We start from the raw sequence: 17712 nt of genomic DNA, 5'->3' as shown, positions 1-17712 counted from the left end.
CCAGGTCCCCCAACCCCAGCCGCCCACCCATAGCTCCACTCGACGGACGCCTGCCCCAACGGGCGTCATACCTGTGTCCTACGGGTGCCGTCGTATCGATCGCGCTGGACTCCGCCGGGTCCAGCGCGATCTTTTTGTGCCCAGCCCAGCCCAGCCCAGGCCCGGGCCTCGGCCCGCGCCCCGGACGGCCTCCCCGGCCGCTCCCGGCCCCCCTCCCGGCCTTCGGGGGCGTCCACGATCAGAACCGGGCGGTCGGTCGGCTTCAGGCGGCCTGAGGGGGAGCGGGCGGGGGCTGACGGGGGCCTTCGTGGGTCTGTGCGCGGGTCTGTGCGGGAGTGTGGGTGAGCGTCCCGGACGCGGTGGGACAGCCCCGGACGGAACGGTCCCCGTGACCCCGTCACCCCCGTGCAATTGCACATATTAAATTCACCAGTTGTAGGGGAGGCGTAAAATCCCCCGGTCGGAAAACTCTTTCGGTGACTACCGTCACACCGCCCGGCGCTTGCCAACTCCCAGCGTGCCACTGGCCGAACGCCGAAGCACCCGGCCGATGGTCATCTCGCGGAGGGTCTTTCGGTCCCCTCCGCGGCCGTGGTCCCGTCCTCGGCGGGCCGGCGGGCCGGGTCCTGGCTTCCGGCGGCGTCCTGCGGGGCGTCCGCGGGGCTCCCGGGGGCTCGCCGCTCCGCGTCGCCCCCGGGCTCCATGGCGAGCCGCAGGAGGCGGTGGCAGACCGCGCAGTGCCGGGTGAGGTGGCGAAAGGCGGAAGCGGCCGCCAGGTGGGCGCGCAGCAGCGCGCGGGTCTCATGTCGTGCTGTGGACGCGGACATACGAGCCACCTCCCGGTGAGCCCGGCCGTCCCCCGCCGTGTGAAGCGCCGAGGAACGCCGAGAAGCAGGGCCAGCCTCTGCTTCTCCGGGGTACCCCCGGCGGCCGGAGCCGTCAAGACGCGGGGCAGGACGCGAGAAAGCCCGGATCGAAACGATCCGGGCTTTCTCCTACTGCGGTCCTGACGGGATTTGAACCCGCGGCCTCCACCTTGACAGGGTGGCGAGCACTCCAAACTGCTCCACAGGACCAGGTTTTCGCCGCTTGCCTTGCGGCTTGCTGCGAAACCAGACTGTACAGGAGGTGGGAGGCCCAGGTCGACTTCACTCCTGGTGGTGACTCCGTCACCGTCTCCCGCGCCCCCGCCGGAGCCTCCGCGTCAGGGCGCCAGCGCGTCGATCGCCTTCACGATCCGCTTGTCCGAGACGGGGAACGCGGTGCCCAGCGCGTGGGCGAAGTAGCTGACCCGCAGCTCCTCGATCATCCAGCGGACGTCCAGCACCTCCTGCGGCACCGGCCTGCCGCGCGGGAACTGTTCGAGCAGCCAGGCGTACTCGTCCTGCATCTCGTGGACCTTCTCCATCCGCGTGGTGTCCCGCTGGACGGCCGTCGGCATCTGCTGGAGCCGCCGGTCGGCCGCCACGAGATAGCGCATCAGGTCCGGCAGCCGGCGCAGCCCGGTGGCCGTAACGAAACCGGGCGGTACGAGACGGGCCAGCTGTTCCCGCACGTCCGTGACGTTGGCCACCAGCGTCAGGCTGTTCGTCGACTTCAGCCGGCGCTCGCAGGCCTGCCACGCGGCCAGGATCTGCTGCACCTGGTCGATCGTGCGGACGGTGAGGTCCACCAGGTCCGCGCGCACCTTGTCGTACAGCGTCCGGAACGCCTTCTCGTCCCACGCGGGACCGCCGTGCGCGGCGATCAGCCGGTCGGCGGCGGCGGTGGCGCAGTCCTCGAAGAGGGCCTGCACCGAGCCGTGCGGATTGCGGGACAGCGCCAGCTTCTGCTGGTTGCTCAGCCGGTCCGAGGCGAACTTCGCCGGGTTCACCGGGATGTTCAGCATGATCAGCCGCCGGGTCCCGCGCCACATCGCCTGCTGCTGCTCGGCCTCGGTGTCGAAGAGGCGCACCGCCACGCTCTCGCCCTGGTCGACCAGGGCCGGATACGCCTTGACCGGCTGGCCCGCCCGCCGGGTCTCGAAGACCTTGTTCAGCGTCCCGATCGTCCAGTCGGTGAGGCCCGAGCGCTCGATGGACTCGCCCGAGGGCCCCGCGGTCGCCGCGGCGGCCTTGGAGAGCGCCTGGCGGGCCTTCGGGCGCAGCCTGAGCTTCAGCGCCTCCAGGTCCTTGTCCTCGGCGACCTTCCGCCGCCGCTCGTCGACGATCCGGAACGTGATCTTGAGGTGGTCCGGGACCCGCGAGAGGTCGAAGTCGTCCGCCGTGACCGGGACCCCGACCATCCGCTGGAGCTCGCGCGCCAGGGTCACCGGCAGCGGCTCCTGGAGCGGGACGGCCCGGTCGAGGAACTTGTCCGCGTAGTTCGGGGCGGGGACGTAGTGCCGGCGGATCGGCTTCGGCAGCGAGCGGATCAGCTCGGTGACGACCTCCTCGCGCAGCCCCGGGATCTGCCAGTCGAAGCCCTCGGACGTGACCTGGTTGAGCACCTGGAGCGGGACGTGGACGGTCACGCCGTCCGCGTCCGCGCCGGGCTCGAACTGGTACGTCACCTTGAACTTGAGCTTCCCCTGCCGCCAGGAGTCCGGGTAGTCGTCCTTGGTGACGGCGCCGGCCTTCTCGTTGATGAGCATGGAGCGCTCGAAGTCGAGCGCGTCCGGCTCCTCGCGCTTCTTGTTCTTCCACCAGGAGTCGAAGTGCGCCCCGGACACGACGTGCTCGGGAATCCGCTGGTCGTAGAAGTCGAACAGGGTCTCGTCGTCCACGAGGATGTCGCGGCGGCGGGCACGGTGCTCCAGCTCCTCGACCTCGCCGAGGAGTTTGCGGTTGTCGTGGAAGAACTGGTGGTGGGTGCGCCAGTCGCCCTCGACCAGGGCGTTGCGGATGAACAGATCCCGCGAAGCCTCCGGGTCGATACGTCCGAAATTGACCTTGCGCTGGGCGACGATCGGCACGCCGTAGAGCGTGACCCGCTCGTACGCCATCACCGCCGCCTGGTCCTTCTCCCAGTGCGGTTCGCTGTAGGTGCGCTTCAGCAGGTGCCCGGCCAGCGGCTCGATCCACTCGGGCTCGACCTTGGCGTTGACCCGCGCCCAGAGCCGGGAGGTCTCCACCAGCTCCGCCGACATCAGGAACCGGGGCTGCTTCTTGAACAGCGCCGAGCCGGGGAAGATCGCGAACTTGGCGCTGCGCGCGCCCAGGTACTCGTTCTTCTCGGTGTCCTTCAGCCCGATGTGCGACAGCAGCCCGGCCAGCAGCGAGGTGTGCACCGCCTGTTCGGGGATGGACGCCTCCGCCCTGGGCTCCTCGACGGTGATGCCCATCTGCTTGGCGACCGTACGCAGCTGCGCGTAGATGTCCTGCCATTCGCGGATCCGCAGGAAGTTCAGATACTCCTGTTTGCACATCCGGCGGAACGAGGACGAGCCGCGCTCCTTCTGCTGCTCGCGGACGTACGCCCAGAGGTTCAGGTACGCCAGGAAGTCGGACGTCTCGTCCTTGAACCGGGCGTGGTTCTGGTCGGCCTGGGTCTGCTTCTCCGCGGGCCGCTCGCGCGGGTCCTGGATGGAGAGCGCGGCGGCGATGACCATGACCTCGCGGGCGCAGCCGTTCCTGTCGGCCTCGATGACCATGCGGGCCAGGCGCGGGTCGACGGGCAGCTGGGAGAGCTTGCGGCCGAGCGGGGTGAGCCGCTTCTTCGGGTCCTTCTCGGCCGGGTCCAGGGCCCCCAGCTCCTGGAGGAGCTGGACGCCGTCGCGGATGTTGCGGTGGTCCGGCGGGTCGATGAAGGGGAACTTCTCGATGTCGCCGAGCCCGGCGGCGGTCATCTGGAGGATGACGGAGGCCAGGTTGGTCCGCAGGATCTCGGGGTCGGTGAACTCCGGCCGGGTGACGAAGTCGTCCTCGGAGTACAGCCGGATGCAGATGCCGTCCGACGTACGGCCGCAGCGGCCCTTGCGCTGGTTGGCGCTGGCCTGGGAGATCCGCTCGATCGGCAGCCGCTGGACCTTGGTGCGGTGGCTGTAGCGGGAGATCCGGGCGTTGCCCGGGTCGATCACGTACTTGATGCCGGGGACCGTCAGCGAGGTCTCGGCGACGTTGGTCGCCAGCACGATGCGGCGTCCCGTGTGGCGTTGGAAGACGCGGTGCTGCTCGGCGTGCGAGAGGCGCGCGTAGAGGGGGAGCACCTCGGTGTGCCTGAGGTTCCGCTTGTTCAGCGCGTCGGCCGTGTCCCGGATCTCCCGCTCGCCGGAGAGGAAGACCAGCACGTCGCCGGGGGCCTCGTGGCCCAGCTCGTCGACGGCGTCGCAGATCGCGGTGATCTGGTCCCGGTCGGAGTCCTCGCTGTCCTCTTCCAGGAGCGGGCGATACCTGACCTCCACCGGGTACGTACGCCCGCTGACCTCCACGATCGGGGCCTCGCCGAAGTGGCGTGCGAACCGCTCGGGGTCGATGGTCGCCGAGGTGATGACGACCTTCAGATCCGGACGCCTCGGCAGCAGCCGGGCCAGATAACCGAGCAGGAAGTCGATGTTGAGGGACCGCTCGTGGGCCTCGTCGATGATGATCGTGTCGTACGCCAGCAGCTCGCGGTCCGTCTGGATCTCGGCGAGCAGGATGCCGTCCGTCATCAGCTTCAGATACGTCGACTCCGGGTTCACCTGATCGGTGAAGCGGACCTTCCAGCCGACCGTCTCGCCCAGCGGAGTCTTCAGCTCGTCCGCGACGCGCTCCGCGACCGTGCGGGCGGCGATGCGGCGGGGCTGGGTGTGCCCGATCATGCCCCGGACGCCGCGCCCCAGCTCCATACAGATCTTGGGGATCTGCGTGGTCTTGCCGGAGCCGGTCTCCCCGGCGACGATCACGACCTGGTGGTCGCGTATCGCCTCCAGGATCTCGTCCTTCTTCTGGCTGACGGGCAGCTCGTCCGGGTAGGACAGGGCCGGCAGCCGGGCCGCGCGCGCCGCGAGCCGTTCGGCCGCCCTGCCCGCCTCGGCCGCGATCTCGTCCAGCACGGACTGGCGGGCCTCGGGCTTGCGGATGCGGCGCGCTCCTTCGAGGCGCCGGCCGAGCCGGTTCGCGTCACGGAGCGAGAGCTGTCCGAGCTGGGACTGGAGATCGGCGAAGGAAGTAGACATACGGCCCCCAGGATCTCACCCGGGCGCACGGAGTGGCGACCTCATTTCGCGCGGGCTGCGTCACGCGGCACGTACCATTTCGGGCAGTCGCATGCTCAGCCCCGCTCCCAGGGGGAAAGGCCCGGTCCCGTGTCCCGTACGCAGTGGTGGAGCCTGACGGCGCTGCTCGCGGTCGTCGTGGGACTGCTGTGCGGACCGGCGGCGGCGCTCCCGGCGGCAGCGCCCGGGACTGCGGCGCCCCCCGTTCGGGCGTCCCTCGTCCCGGCTCCCTCCACCCCGGCGCCCGTGGCCGCTGTGCCTTCCGCTTCCGCGCCGGGGACCACCGGAGCGCGCGACACCGCGCCCGGCCCGGTGGCCGAGGCCCCCGGCACGGGAGCCCCGGTCCCCGGCTGCGGAATGCTCCGCGACCACGACGGCGAGCCCGCCGTCCCCTCCCGCGCCCGCTCCGCGCACGACCAGGCGCCCGGCCTCGCCCCGTGGGGGCTGCCCGCAGCCGCGGGCGCGCTGCCGGCCGAGCCGGCACCGGGGGCTCCGGCCCGCACTCCGGCCCCGTACACCCCGACCCCCGTGGAACTCTCCGTGCTGCGGGTCTAGGCCGGCGCGCCCGCCCGATCCGCGCCCGCCCCCTCTCCCGCCCGCACCACCAGCCCGGAGTGCCGCATGCCCACGCCCAAGAAGCCCACCTCCCCGCGTACGAAGTCCTCCTCCCGCAAGCCCCTGGTCTACGGCGCCGTCACCGTCGTGGCCGCCGGCCTCCTCGGCTTCGCCTCCTACCGGGCGACCGCTCCCGACGACACCGCCCCGGACACCTCCTCCGCCCCGGCCGCCGAGGTCTCCGCCGACCCGAACGAGGGCGTCTACCCGGAGCTGGCGAAGCTCGCCCGCCGGGACGCGGACGACAAGCTGGCCGTCGGCCGCGCCGACGCCCCGGTCGTGCTCATCGAGTACGCCGACTTCAAGTGCGGCTACTGCGGCAAGTTCGCCCGGGACACCGAGCCGGAGCTGATCGAGCAGTACGTGAAGGACGGCACGCTGCGCATCGAGTGGCGCAACTTCCCGATCTTCGGAGAGGAGTCCGAGAACGCCGCGCGCGGCGCCTGGGCCGCCGGGCAGCAGAACCGCTTCTGGGAGTTCCACGGGGCCGCCTACGCCGAGGGGGCGAAGGAGAAGGGATTTGGCAAGGACCGGGTCAAGGCGCTCGCCGAGGAGGCCGGGGTGAAGGACCTGGACCGGTTCATGAAGGACCTCGACGGCGACGCGGCCCGTGCGGCGGTCAAGAAGGACCAGGAGCAGGCGTACGGGATCGGCGCGACGTCCACCCCGTCGTTCCTGATCAACGGCCGCCCGATCGCGGGAGCGCAGCCGGACGAGACGTTCAGGCAGGCCATCGAGGCCGCCGCCGAGCAGGCGAAGGCCACCGGCAGCGCGGGCGACGAGGCCGGGGAGCCCGCCAAGTGACGGCGGACATCGGCTACTTCGCGGCCTTCCTCGGCGGGCTGCTCGCGCTGGTCAGCCCGTGCAGCGCGCTGCTGCTCCCGGCGTTCTTCGCGTACTCCATCGACTCCGCCTCCCGGCTGCTGGCCCGCACGGGCATCTTCTACGCCGGGCTCGCCACCACCCTCGTCCCGCTCGGCGCGGCCGGCAGTTACGCGGGACGGCTGTTCTACGGCCACCGGGACGCCCTCGTCACGGGAGCGGGCTGGCTGATCATCGTGCTCGGCGTCGCGCAGATCGTCGGTCTCGGCTTCGCGTCCCGGCGGATCGCGGCCCTCAGCGGCCGGATCCGCCCCACCACGGCGTTCTCCGTTTACGCCCTGGGCGCGGTCTACGGCCTGGCGGGGTTCTGCGCGGGCCCGATCCTCGGCAGCGTCCTGACCGTCGCGGCGGTCAGCGGCAGCCCGGTCTACGGCGGGCTGCTGCTGGCGGTCTACGCGCTCGGGATGGCCGTCCCGCTCTTTGTCCTCGCGCTGCTCTGGGAACGCTTCGACCTCGGCCGCCGGGTCTGGCTGCGTGGCCGTGCCGTCCGGCTCGGCCGGTTCGAGCTGCACACCACGTCGTTGCTGTCGGGGCTGTTCTTCATCGGGCTCGGCGTGCTGTTCCTCGTCTACGACGGGACGACCGCGCTGCCCGGTCTGCTGGGGGTCGACGCGTCGTTCGAGGTCGAGCAGTGGGCGCGGAGCCTGGGCGAGCGGGTGCCGGACGGGGTGCTGCTGGGTGCGGTGGTGCTGGTGGTGCTGCTGGTCCTGGGCGCCCGGGCGCTGCGCCGGCGCGACCCGGACGTACCGGCGGAGCCGACCGAGGAGGCCGGGCAGACCGGAAAGACAGGGGAGACCGCAGAGACCACAGAGACCGCAGAGACCGGAGAGACAGGGAAGGCCGGAGCGGCCGGGAAGGCGTGAGCCGATCCCGCGACCGACGGCACCGGGCCCGGTGACAACGCGTCACCGGGCCCGGCGCGCGGGCGGGCTTCGCGGAGGCGCGTGCAACGAGAAGCGCCCCGGACGAAGACTTCGTCCGGGGCGCTTCCGTGGTGGCTGGGGCCGGGATCGAACCGGCGACCTATCGCTTTTCAGGCGATCGCTCGTACCAACTGAGCTACCCAGCCACGCAGCCGCTGGGGCTGCAGCGGTCCTGACGGGATTTGAACCCGCGGCCTCCACCTTGACAGGGTGGCGAGCACTCCAAACTGCTCCACAGGACCAAGCAATGTGCGAAACAAGTCTCGCACAGGGTGAAACGTGCCCCCAACGGGATTCGAACCCGTGCTACCGCCTTGAAAGGGCGGCGTCCTGGGCCACTAGACGATGAGGGCTATTGGCCCGCCTGTTCGCTTTGCAGCGCGTCGGGGACGTGAGAAGCATATGGGATGGGTGGAGCTATCGCCAAAACGGTTTACGGCGAGGGGGTGGGGCGCTCCGGCGAGCGGGCGCCGGAGGTCGGGGAGGACGGGGACGGGGTGGGGGAGACCGGGCCGTCCTTCTTCAGGTTCTCCTCCGGGAGATGGCGGCTGACCTCGGCCGTCGTCAGTCCGAGACCGCCCAGCGTGATCTCGTCCCAGGCCTGGAGCCGGCGGGTGGAGCGGTCCATGTAGAGCACCGAGGCGTGCACCTTCTCCGGCTTCTCGTTCTGCACGGCGCGCAGCCCGCCGCCGCCCGTGGAGCCCTCGACCTTCAGCCGGGTGCCGAGCTTCAGCTGCTCGTTGATCCGGCGGTGGAGGTGGCCCGACAGCACCAGCGGGACGGTGCCGTCGGTCTCCCGGGCGGTGTTCGGGTCGTGGGCGACGGCGATGTCGACCGGGGTGCCCGCGCGCTCCTGGTCGCGCAGCGCGGAGGCCAGCCGCATGCCCTCCAGCCGGGCGGCCTCCTTGTTACCGCCGGGGCCGGTCCGGTCCGGGGTGAAGGAGGCGTCGCCGGTGCCGGCGATCCGCAGCCCGCCGACGTTCACCGCGCCGCCGTCGTCGAGGACGCTCACGTTCTCGAACTTCTTCAGATAGGCCTGGGTGATGGGGGAGTCGTGGTTGCCGCGCACCCAGACGTAGGGCGCGCCGAGGTCGCGGATCGGGTCGAGGAAGCCGTTCTCGGGGGCGGAGCCGTGGTCCATCGTGTCGCCGGAGTCGACGATGACGTCGATCTCGTACTGCTCCACGAGCGAGGCGATGATGTGCCAGGCCGCCGGGTTGAGGTGGATGTCGGAGACGTGCAGGACCCGGATCGTGCCCGGGTCGGGCTGGTAGACGGGGAGCGTGGAGGTCGCGTCGTACAGCTTGGTGACGTTGGTGACCAGGCGGGCCAGTTCCTGCTGGTAGATGTCGAACTCGGTGACGATGGAGCGGGCGTCGCCGACCAGGGACGGGGCGCTGGAGAGCAGCCCGGAGAACTTGGGCTCCAGGACGGACTTCGGGTTCCAGGTGGCGTACGCGCTGACGGCGGACGCGGCCAGCAGGGTCAGGGCGAGCCCGCCGGCGGCCAGGGCCCGGCGGGGGCGGCGGTAGACGACGAGGCCGAGCGCGGTCGCGCCGGAGACGACGGCGACGCAGGAGCGCACGGCCAGCTCCCGGGTGCCGGCGGCGACGTCCCGGGTGACCTCGTCCTGGAGGTTGGAGAACCGTTCCGGCCGGTCGACCAGGGCCTGGGAGCGTTCGGGGTCGAGCCGGTCCACGTCCACGTCGAGCCGGAGCGGCGCGCTGTGCGAGTCCAGCTCCAGGGCGCCGAGCGGGGACACGTTGATCTTGCTGCCGCCGGTCAGGGAGGGGCGGAGCGTCATGTTGGTGTCCATGGGGCCGACCGGAGTACGGATGGAGCCCACGGCGAGCAGTCCCAGCCAGGCCCCCAGCACGACGACGGCGAACATGCCGAGGGCGCGCAGGTACGGGCGGCGGACGGGGCCCGTCAGGTCGCCGGGGGTCGCCGCGCCGGTGCGCGCGGGGGTGGCGGGCCGGGCGCCGGCGGTGTCGCGGCCCCGGGACTTCGGGCCGGTGAGCTGGCTGATGCGGTGCCGGACGCGGTCGGCTGCGGCACGGAAGGGGACGCGGACCATTGGGCCCGTATGCCCCGGTACGGCCTCCGCCATGCCGGGCGTCCTGCCCGGTCATGAGTCCGGGGCGGCCGCCATCTGCCCGCACTCCGCCCCCGTACGGGACAATGGCCGGGTGCTGGAGATGACGCGCGAACAGTTCGAGGAGCTGGTGAGCCAGGCTCTGGACCGGATCCCGCCGGAGCTGACACGGCTGATGGACAACGTGGCGGTGTTCGTCGAGGACGAGCCGGAGCCCGGCGACCCCGATCTGCTCGGGCTCTACGAGGGCACCCCCCTCACCGACCGGGGCGAGTGGTACGCCGGGGTGCTGCCGGACCGGATCACCATCTACCGGGGCCCGACCCTGCGGATGTGCGAGACCCAGGAGGACGTCGTCGCGGAGACCGAGATCACGGTGGTCCACGAGATCGCCCACCACTTCGGCATCGACGACGAGCGGCTGCACGCCCTGGGCTACGGGTGAGCGAGCAGGAGCCGCAGGAGCTGCCGGAGCCCGGTCCGCCCGCCGCCCCGCAGGGCCGGGTGCTGGCGGCGGTCGCGGCCGGCGGCGCGCTCGGCGCGCTCGCCCGCTACGGGGCCCTGGTGCTGTGGCCGACGCCCGGGGGCGGCTTCCCGTGGACGGTGTTCGTCGTCAACGCGGCCGGCTGCGCGCTCATCGGCGTCCTGATGGTCCTGACCGTCGAGCGGGGCCGGGTGACCCACCCCCTGGTGCGGCCCTTCCTCGGTGTGGGCGTGCTCGGCGGCTTCACGACCTTCTCGACGTACGCGGCCGGCGTCTCGGACCTCCTCGTACGCCGGGAGGCCCTGACCGCCATGGCGTACGCGGCGGCGACGGCGGTGGCCGCGCTCGGGGCGGTGTGGGCGGCGGCGGCGGGGACGAGGGCCTGGCTGGACCGGGGTCCCGGGGGTTCCGGTGGCGAGGGGCGCGTCGCGTGAACTGGCTGCTGGTGGCGATCGGCGGGGCGGTGGGCGCGCCGCTGCGCTATCTGACGGACCGCGCGGTGCAGGCGCACCAGGGGACGGGCGTCCCGTACGTCTTCCCGTGGGGCACCTTCACCGCGAACGCGGCGGGCAGTCTGCTGCTCGGTCTGCTGACCGGCGTCGCGGTGTCCTCCCCGGCGCACGCCCTGCTGGCGACGGGCCTGTGCGGGGCGCTGACGACGTACTCGACGTTCTCGTACGAGACCCTCCGCCTGGCCGAGACGGGCCGGACGCTCCTCGCCGGGGCCAACGTCCTGGCATCGCTGCTGACGGGTCTGGGCGCGGTGTTCCTGGGGGCGGAGCTGACGGGCGGGTTCGGGGGGTAGCGCGGGCGGGCGGGGTTTCGGGCGTGTCTCCGGCGGGGTCGGGGGAGTTGGGCACAGTGCGACGCCGTACCGCCCGCTCCCGCTTCCCGCTCCGCCCCGGCGCCGGGCTCTCCGCTCCCGCCCCGCGCCCCCGCCCGCCGCCCCCTCGCCCCGGAGGTGCCCCTCGTGCGCCAGTTGTCCGCCCCAGTCCGCTGGGCAGCCGTCACCGCGCTGACGATCGCCGCGTCCACCGGCTGTATGAGCGTCGGCGAGGACGACGCCGGAGCGCCGGGCCCCTCGCGGTCCGCCGGTCCGAAGGGCTCCGCCGCCGATCCGGCCGGGGACACGGTTCCCGGCTCCGGGCGGACCGGCGGGCGGGCCGGGGGCGCCCACCCCCACTCGGACCGGGCCGCCCCCGGTGGCAGCCCGAGCCCGGCCGCCTCCGGCACCGCGCCGTCGGCCGCCCCCGAGGACCCGCGCCCCGAACCGGCCGCGCCGCGGCCCACCCGGGGCGGTCCCCCGCCCTCGCCGACGCCCTCGACGCCGGGACCGGGAGAGCCGCCGCCGGCCACCCCGGAGCCGCCGGCGCCGCCGACGCCGGCCCCGGACCCGGAGCCCGAGCCGGAGCCCACCGAGCCGCCGGAGCCGGCTCCCTCCGCGTCGCCCGCCGCGCAGCTGCGCGCTCATGCGATGAGCGGACCGGAGGCTGCCGGGCCGTTGCGGACCCCGCGGGCATCGCCGCAGGTGGGGCCGGTCTAGCCGGGGTTCCCGGGGGGCCGGTTTGCGCGATGTGGGTGAGAGTGCGTATGGTGGTAGATCGTTTGATCCCATTGCCCGGCGCCGACACAGAAGAGCGCCGTGTGGCGCGTACTCTCCCTTGCCGTGGCTGGACCGCATTGAGGCGGTCGAAATTGCGAATCACGGAGTTATGGGCGCGTGCCGAGACTCCGGAAGGTTTCGCATTTCGCATGTCAATTTCCAGTTCTGACCGCACCGTCATGCCCGAGAACGTCGACAGCGCCGAGCTCGCCGAGCTCGTCGAGGCCGCCGTGACCGAGGCCCCCGCCGGTGCGACCGCCCCGGCCGCCGAGAAGACCGCCGGCGCCGAGAAGTCCGTCGCGGACTTCGTCGCCGACGCACAGGCCGACGCCCCCGCCGCCGAGGAGATCGCGGACGAGGCCGACGAGGCCGACGAGACCCCCGCCGAGCCGACCGTCACCTTCGGCGACCTGGGCCTGCCCGAGGGCATCGTCCGCAAGCTCGCGCAGAACGGCGTCACCACCCCCTTCCCGATCCAGGCGGCGACCATCCCGGACGCCCTGGCCGGCAAGGACATCCTCGGCCGCGGCCGTACGGGCTCCGGCAAGACCCTCTCCTTCGGTCTGCCCACCCTGGCCGCCCTGGCCGGTGGCCGCACCGAGAAGAAGAAGCCCCGCGCCGTCATCCTCACCCCGACCCGTGAGCTCGCGATGCAGGTCGCGGACGCCCTCCAGCCGTACGGCGACGTGCTCGGCCTCAAGATGAAGGTCGTCTGCGGCGGTACGTCGATGGGCAACCAGATCTACGCCCTGGAGCGCGGCGTCGACGTCCTCGTCGCCACCCCGGGCCGGCTGCGCGACATCATCAACCGCGGCGCCTGCTCCCTGGAGGACGTCCAGGTCGCCGTCCTCGACGAGGCCGACCAGATGTCGGACCTGGGCTTCCTGCCCGAGGTCACCGAGCTGCTCGACCAGGTCCCGGCCGGCGGTCAGCGGATGCTCTTCTCCGCCACCATGGAGAACGAGATCGGCACGCTGGTCAAGCGCTACCTCTCCAACCCGGTGACGCACGAGGTCGACAGCGCCCAGGGCAACGTCACGACCATGTCGCACCACGTCCTCGTCGTGAAGCCGAAGGACAAGGCGCCGGTCACCGCCGCCATCGCCGCCCGCAAGGGCCGCACCATCATCTTCGTCCGCACCCAGCTGGGCGCGGACCGCATCGCCGAGCAGCTCATCGAGTCGGGCGTGAAGGCCGACGCGCTGCACGGCGGCATGACCCAGGGCGCCCGTACGCGGGTCCTGGAGGACTTCAAGAAGGGGTACGTCAACGCGCTCGTCGCGACCGACGTCGCCGCCCGCGGTATCCACGTCGACGGCATCGACCTGGTCCTCAACGTGGACCCGGCCGGTGACCACAAGGACTACCTGCACCGCTCGGGCCGCACCGCCCGTGCCGGCAAGTCCGGTGTCGTCGTCTCGCTGGCGCTCCCGCACCAGCGCCGTCAGATCTTCCGCCTGATGGAGGACGCGGGCGTCGACGCCTCGCGCCACATCGTCCAGGGCGCGGGCGTCTTCGAGCCGGAGGTCGCCGAGATCACCGGCGCCCGTTCGCTCACCGAGGTCCAGGCCGACTCCGCGAACAACGCCGCCAAGCAGGCCGAGCGCGAGGCCGCCGACCTGACGAAGCAGCTGGAGCGCGTCCAGCGCCGCGCCGTCGAGCTGCGCGAGGAGGCCGACCGCTTGGTCGCCCGCGCCGCCCGCGAGCGGGGCGACGACCCCGAGGCCGCGGTGGCCGAGGTCACCGCCGAGGCGGAGGCCGCCCTGGTGGCCGCCATCTCCGTCCCCGAGCAGCCGGCCGCCCGCGACGAGCAGCGCCGCGACGAGCGGGGCAACTACGAGCGCCGCGACAACCGCGGTGGCGACCGTGGCGGCTACCGCGGCAACGACCGTCGTGACGAGCGCCCGTCGGGTGGTTTCCGCTCCGGTGGCGACCGTCGTGACGACCGTGGTGGCCGTTCCTTCGAGCGTCGTGACAACGACCGTCCGTCGTTCCGTGACCGTCGTGACGAGCGCCCGTCGGGTGGTTTCCGCTCCGGTGGCGACCGTCGTGACGACCGTGGCGGCCGTTCCTTCGAGCGCCGCGACGACCGCCCCTCGTTCAACCGCGACCGTCGTGACGACCGCCCGTCGGGTGGTTTCCGCTCCGGTGGCGACCGCCGTGACGACCGTGGCGGCCGTTCCTTCGAGCGTCGTGACAACGACCGTCCGTCGTTCAACCGCGACCGTCGTGACGACCGCCCCTCCGGTGGCTTCCGCTCCGGCGGCAGCGACCGCCCGTTCAACCGCGACCGTCGCGACGACCGCCCCTCGGGTGGCTTCCGCTCGGGCGGCAGCGACCGTCCGACCGGCCGTCGTGACGACCACCGCGGCGCCAACACCGGTACCAACACCGGCTCGTTCGGCCGCCGCGACGACAAGCCGCGCTGGAAGCGCAACGGCTGACCCCCGCCCGGCCGTGAACCGGCCGAGCAGGTCCGCCTGACAGACCGGCAGGGCCCGTACGCCACCGAACCGACTCGGTGACGTACGGGCCCTGTTGCTGTTCCGGGGCCGGACCCGGGTCCACCGCGTTCGACGTGCGTTCCCGTGGTGTGGAGATCCTGTTAAGATCCGCACACTCGTGTGGGGGGCACCGCCGGGGAGTCGAGCCCGGGACCTTCCGCTCCGGACTCCGCCGGCCGTCGCCGAGAGATCGCGTCCCCCCGCGCCCACTGTTTTCCACGGGGAGGAACCCGAGTGGCTCAGCGTGCCCTCACGAACGGCGTCGTCGCCGCAGCACTCGTCCTGTCGGTGACCGCGGGGCTGGGGCCGGCGGCCGCGGCCGTGACCCCGGCTCCCGCGAACGTCCCGGCGGCCCTCGCGGCGCCCGCCGCCTCGGCGGCGGACCCGGTGATCATCCCGGCCGCGATGGAACAGACCGTGCAGCCGTTCAACTTCGCGGCCGCCGGCCGGCAGCGCGGCGCCGACGGGACCGGTACGACCGGCATCTTCCACCGGGTGTCCGGCCCACCGAGCGGCTACGTCTGGACCCGTCTCGCCGACGGCCGGACCTTCCCCGCCGGCCCGTCCGGAACCGCACCGATCGACAAGGTGCACGGCACCGGCACGGACACGATCGTCTACCAGCGGGGGAACACCTTCGAGCTGCGGGACATGGCGGCCGGCACCACCCGCACCCTCACGCTCCCGGACGGACTGCTGTTCTCCGGAGTCTTCGGCCGTACGGTCGTCGCGGTCAGGATCGCGCCGGACGCCACGGAGGACACGCCCCGCGCGGCGGACGAGGCGCACCTGCTGGACGTGCGCGAGGACGGAACCGTACGCGACCGCACGGTCCAGGGACTTCCGGCAGACACCCGCCTGCTCCACGCCGACTCGGCCGTGGCCGGGGACAGCACCTCGGTGGCCCTGCGCTACGTCACCGGCGGCGCCGCCACCCTGGCACTCGTCGACGTGGCGGGCGCACGGGTCGACCAGCGGCTCGGCGCGGGCGTCAAGGCCTCCGGGAACGCGTTCGTCCTCTCCCCCCGGCACCTCCTCTTCTACACGGTGGGCACCGGGACGACCATCGGGGTGCTGCCCCGGTCCGACATCGGCGGCGCCCCGAGGACGATCACCTCGGTGCCGCCCGCCGACCGCTACTTCTCCTCCCTGCGCGTCGTCGGCGACTGGCTGATCCACAACCGGGGCAACACCAGCCCCCTCATGGCCACACCGCTCGACGGCGGAGCGCCCCGCGTGCTGCTGAAGGCCTCCCGGCAGGACATCGCCGCGGCCGAGGACGGCTCCGCGATCGTCGTCGGCGGGGTGTCCGGCCAGGCGGGCGACCGGGAGTGGGGCGCTCACCGGATCACCGAGGGCCCGGGCGGCGTTCCCGTGCCGGAGCGGGTGATCGACCTCGCCCCGCTGCCGGAGAAGGTCCAGGGCATCGGTCTGTCCGGCGGGCGGCTCACCGTCGCGGACAGCCGGCTCTCGAACGTCCGCAGGGGCACGGTGCGCACCCTGACCCTGTCGGGGACGCCGACCTACGGACCGCAGGTCCCGGCCCGGATCACGTTCGACACCGCGTGCGGGCCGGAGGACCCCGACTGCCACGCGCTGTTCGGCGCCCTCGACGGGGGTGTCACCTTCCTCGCCCGGCGGGCAGGGACCTCCGGCGACGAGGTGCGCTCCTCCGAGGGCAACAGCTTCATCACCGGCGCGTCCGGCGGAACCCTCACGGACGCCGACGGCGAGTACGCCGTCTACACGAACAGGGCGGCGGGCGTACAGACCGTCTACCGGGCGTACGGACCGGAGAAGATCCTCACCCGCAAGCCGGTCGCGTCCGCCCTGTGGGAGCAGACGCTGTGGAGCGCGGGGGAGAAGCCGGGCACCGTGACCGAGACGGTCCTGAAGACCGGCCGCACGGGGCAGACCGTCGACCTGGGCACCGGCTGCGCACCGAGCGAACTCCAGGCGCTGGGCCGCTGGCTCTACTGGTCGTGCGGTGCGGCGGGCCCGGCCGGGGTGTACGACCGGACGACGAAGAAGTCGCTGACCGTCCCCGCCGACGAGGCGCTGCTCGGCGACGGCTACCTGGTGCGTCACGACAAGGCCGCGGGCACGCTGGTCCTGACCGACCTGGTGACCGGTATCGGCACGGGCACGGCCCCGGAGCGGGTCGTCGGCGACCTGCCGGCGACCGCGAACGCCCAGCGGCGCGTGGCGTGGACGGTCGACAAGCGCGGCGGGCACCTCGCGTACGTGGACGCCGGACAGCGGGTGCACGTGGTGCCGACCGGGGTGCCGGCGCAGTCGCTGTGGGTCCATGACGAGCACTCGGTGAGCTCGCCCGCGGGCGAGAGCGGCCACTGGTCCTACAGCGCCCGGCTCTCCCGGCCCGTGGCCTCCTGGAAGGCGCGGCTCGTCGACCGGCGGACCGGCAGGACGGTCCGTACGCTCACCGGCGGCGAGGCCCGCGACATCCTGACGATCGACTGGAACGGCCGGGACAGCGGCGGCCGGCTCGTGGTCAACGGGGCCTACGACTGGGCGCTGACGGCGCAGCCCGCCGACGGCCATGGAGCGGCCCTGAGCCGGACCGGCCAGGTGAGGCTCGCCCACGCGGCCCCCGCCTGGCGGGACTTCGGCGGACGGGACGCCCTCGGCGACCTCTTCGTGGTGGTGGAGGACAAGAGCCTGGGGATGCGGCGGGGCAAGCTTCCCGGAACGGTCGGCCCGTACACCGGCTACTTCGGCGTCCTGGACGCTCCCGCCACCGGCATCGTGCCCACCGGCGACCTGCTCGGCGACCGCTGCAACGACTACCTGGTCGTGAACAGCGACGGCGCCCTGTACCGGCTCGACGGCACCTGCGACGACGACGGTCAGTACGGGTTCCTCCACGACCCGGTGAAGATCGGGACGGGCTGGAAGGCGTACGACCTCTACTCGCCCGGCGATCTCAACGGGGACGGTGTGGCCGACGTGCTGGCCCGTCAGAAGTCCACCGGCTCCCTCTACCTGTACGCGTCGGACCGGGCGGGCAGGCTCAAGGCCGGCGTCCTGATCGGCACGGGCTGGAAGGGCCTCACGGTCGTCGGCGCCGGGGACCTGACGGGCGACGGCATCGGGGACGTCCTGACGCGCGACTCCTCCGGGGTGCTGTGGCGGTACGCCGGCACCGGCGCCGGCAAGCTGGCCGCCAAGCAGCGGATCGGCTCCGGCTGGGGCCAGTACAACGCGATCGCGGCGGTCGGCGACATCACGGGCGACGGCAGGAACGACCTGTTCGCCCGGGACAAGTCCGGGGTGCTGTGGCGGTACGAGGGCAGGGGCGACGGGCTGTTCGCCCCCCGCGAGAAGCTCAGCGCCGGCTGGAAGGGCTACCTCTCGCTGTTCTAGCCGTCGGCCGGGCCCCGGCGGATCCACCCGCCGCGGGCCCGGCGTC

At 72.7% G+C, this 17712-nt stretch carries 12 protein-coding genes and 4 tRNA genes; 9 read left to right on the top strand and 7 right to left on the bottom strand.

Going from position 1 to position 17712, the window contains the following annotated elements:
- Positions 1-554 precede the first annotated feature (554 nt).
- The 3 genes from DTB53_RS37075 to hrpA form a co-directional block, all read right to left on the bottom strand.
- Positions 555-827, bottom strand: coding sequence for a DUF6274 family protein (locus DTB53_RS37075; RefSeq protein ID WP_012380211.1), 273 nt, complete (start codon positions 825-827; stop codon positions 555-557).
- A 174-nt stretch (positions 828-1001) separates the two neighbouring features.
- Positions 1002-1076: transfer RNA gene (locus DTB53_RS35200), tRNA-Asp, on the bottom strand.
- A gap of 128 nt (positions 1077-1204) precedes the next feature.
- Positions 1205-5137, bottom strand: a complete 3933-nt coding sequence (gene hrpA / locus DTB53_RS35195) for an ATP-dependent RNA helicase HrpA (protein ID WP_012380212.1) — start codon at positions 5135-5137, stop codon at positions 1205-1207.
- Positions 5138-5266: 129 nt separating this feature from the next.
- Here hrpA and DTB53_RS35190 point away from each other — a divergent pair, with 129 nt between their 5' ends.
- The 3 genes from DTB53_RS35190 to DTB53_RS35180 all read left to right on the top strand — a co-directional run bounded on the left by DTB53_RS35190 (position 5267) and on the right by DTB53_RS35180 (position 7536).
- Positions 5267-5731, top strand: a complete 465-nt coding sequence (locus DTB53_RS35190) for a hypothetical protein (RefSeq protein ID WP_042496784.1) — start codon at positions 5267-5269, stop codon at positions 5729-5731.
- Between the two features lie 66 nt (positions 5732-5797).
- Positions 5798-6595 (top strand): DsbA family protein, encoded by a 798-nt coding sequence (locus DTB53_RS35185; protein ID WP_012380213.1) that lies wholly within the window; start codon positions 5798-5800, stop codon positions 6593-6595.
- Positions 6592-7536: a cytochrome c biogenesis CcdA family protein gene (locus DTB53_RS35180; RefSeq protein ID WP_012380214.1), complete on the top strand. Its 945-nt coding sequence runs from the start codon at positions 6592-6594 to the stop codon at positions 7534-7536. The genes DTB53_RS35185 and DTB53_RS35180 overlap by 4 nt, the downstream gene beginning before the upstream one ends.
- Positions 7537-7665: 129 nt before the next feature.
- Here the strand turns inward: DTB53_RS35180 and DTB53_RS35175 are convergent.
- The 4 genes from DTB53_RS35175 to DTB53_RS35160 all read right to left on the bottom strand — a co-directional run bounded on the left by DTB53_RS35175 (position 7666) and on the right by DTB53_RS35160 (position 9673).
- A tRNA-Phe gene (locus tag DTB53_RS35175) sits at positions 7666-7742 on the bottom strand.
- Between the two features lie 21 nt (positions 7743-7763).
- Positions 7764-7838, bottom strand: a tRNA-Asp gene (locus DTB53_RS35170).
- A gap of 38 nt (positions 7839-7876) precedes the next feature.
- Positions 7877-7949, bottom strand: a tRNA-Glu gene (locus DTB53_RS35165).
- Positions 7950-8029: 80 nt separating this feature from the next.
- Positions 8030-9673: a metallophosphoesterase family protein gene (locus DTB53_RS35160; protein WP_012380215.1), complete on the bottom strand. Its 1644-nt coding sequence runs from the start codon at positions 9671-9673 to the stop codon at positions 8030-8032.
- 112 nt (positions 9674-9785) lie between these two features.
- On the opposite strand from DTB53_RS35160, the gene DTB53_RS35155 reads away from it, so the two are divergent.
- From DTB53_RS35155 to DTB53_RS35130, 6 genes are all read left to right on the top strand, one after another.
- Entirely contained in the window at positions 9786-10136 is a 351-nt protein-coding gene (locus DTB53_RS35155; RefSeq protein WP_012380216.1) for a metallopeptidase family protein, read from the top strand.
- The gene (locus DTB53_RS35150; protein ID WP_003968055.1) at positions 10133-10609 is read left to right on the top strand and encodes a FluC/FEX family fluoride channel; all 477 of its coding nucleotides are present in this window, start codon (positions 10133-10135) and stop codon (positions 10607-10609) included. The genes DTB53_RS35155 and DTB53_RS35150 overlap by 4 nt, the downstream gene beginning before the upstream one ends.
- Complete coding sequence (locus tag DTB53_RS35145; protein WP_012380217.1) at positions 10606-10980, top strand: fluoride efflux transporter FluC; 375 nt, start codon at positions 10606-10608, stop codon at positions 10978-10980. Before DTB53_RS35150 ends, DTB53_RS35145 begins: the two co-directional genes overlap by 4 nt.
- A gap of 165 nt (positions 10981-11145) precedes the next feature.
- A complete protein-coding gene (locus DTB53_RS35140; RefSeq protein ID WP_003968057.1) occupies positions 11146-11718 on the top strand; it encodes a hypothetical protein in 573 nt (190 codons plus the stop codon).
- Positions 11719-11957: 239 nt separating this feature from the next.
- Positions 11958-14222 (top strand): DEAD/DEAH box helicase, encoded by a 2265-nt coding sequence (locus DTB53_RS35135; protein ID WP_012380219.1) that lies wholly within the window; start codon positions 11958-11960, stop codon positions 14220-14222.
- 294 nt (positions 14223-14516) lie between these two features.
- Positions 14517-17666, top strand: a complete 3150-nt coding sequence (locus tag DTB53_RS35130) for an FG-GAP repeat domain-containing protein (RefSeq protein WP_012380220.1) — start codon at positions 14517-14519, stop codon at positions 17664-17666.
- Positions 17667-17712 lie beyond the last annotated feature (46 nt).

Source organism: Streptomyces griseus (genome assembly GCF_900460065.1).
Taxonomy (GTDB): Bacteria; Actinomycetota; Actinomycetes; order Streptomycetales; family Streptomycetaceae; genus Streptomyces; species Streptomyces griseus.
This window is presented reverse-complemented; position numbering and strand designations above follow the sequence as displayed.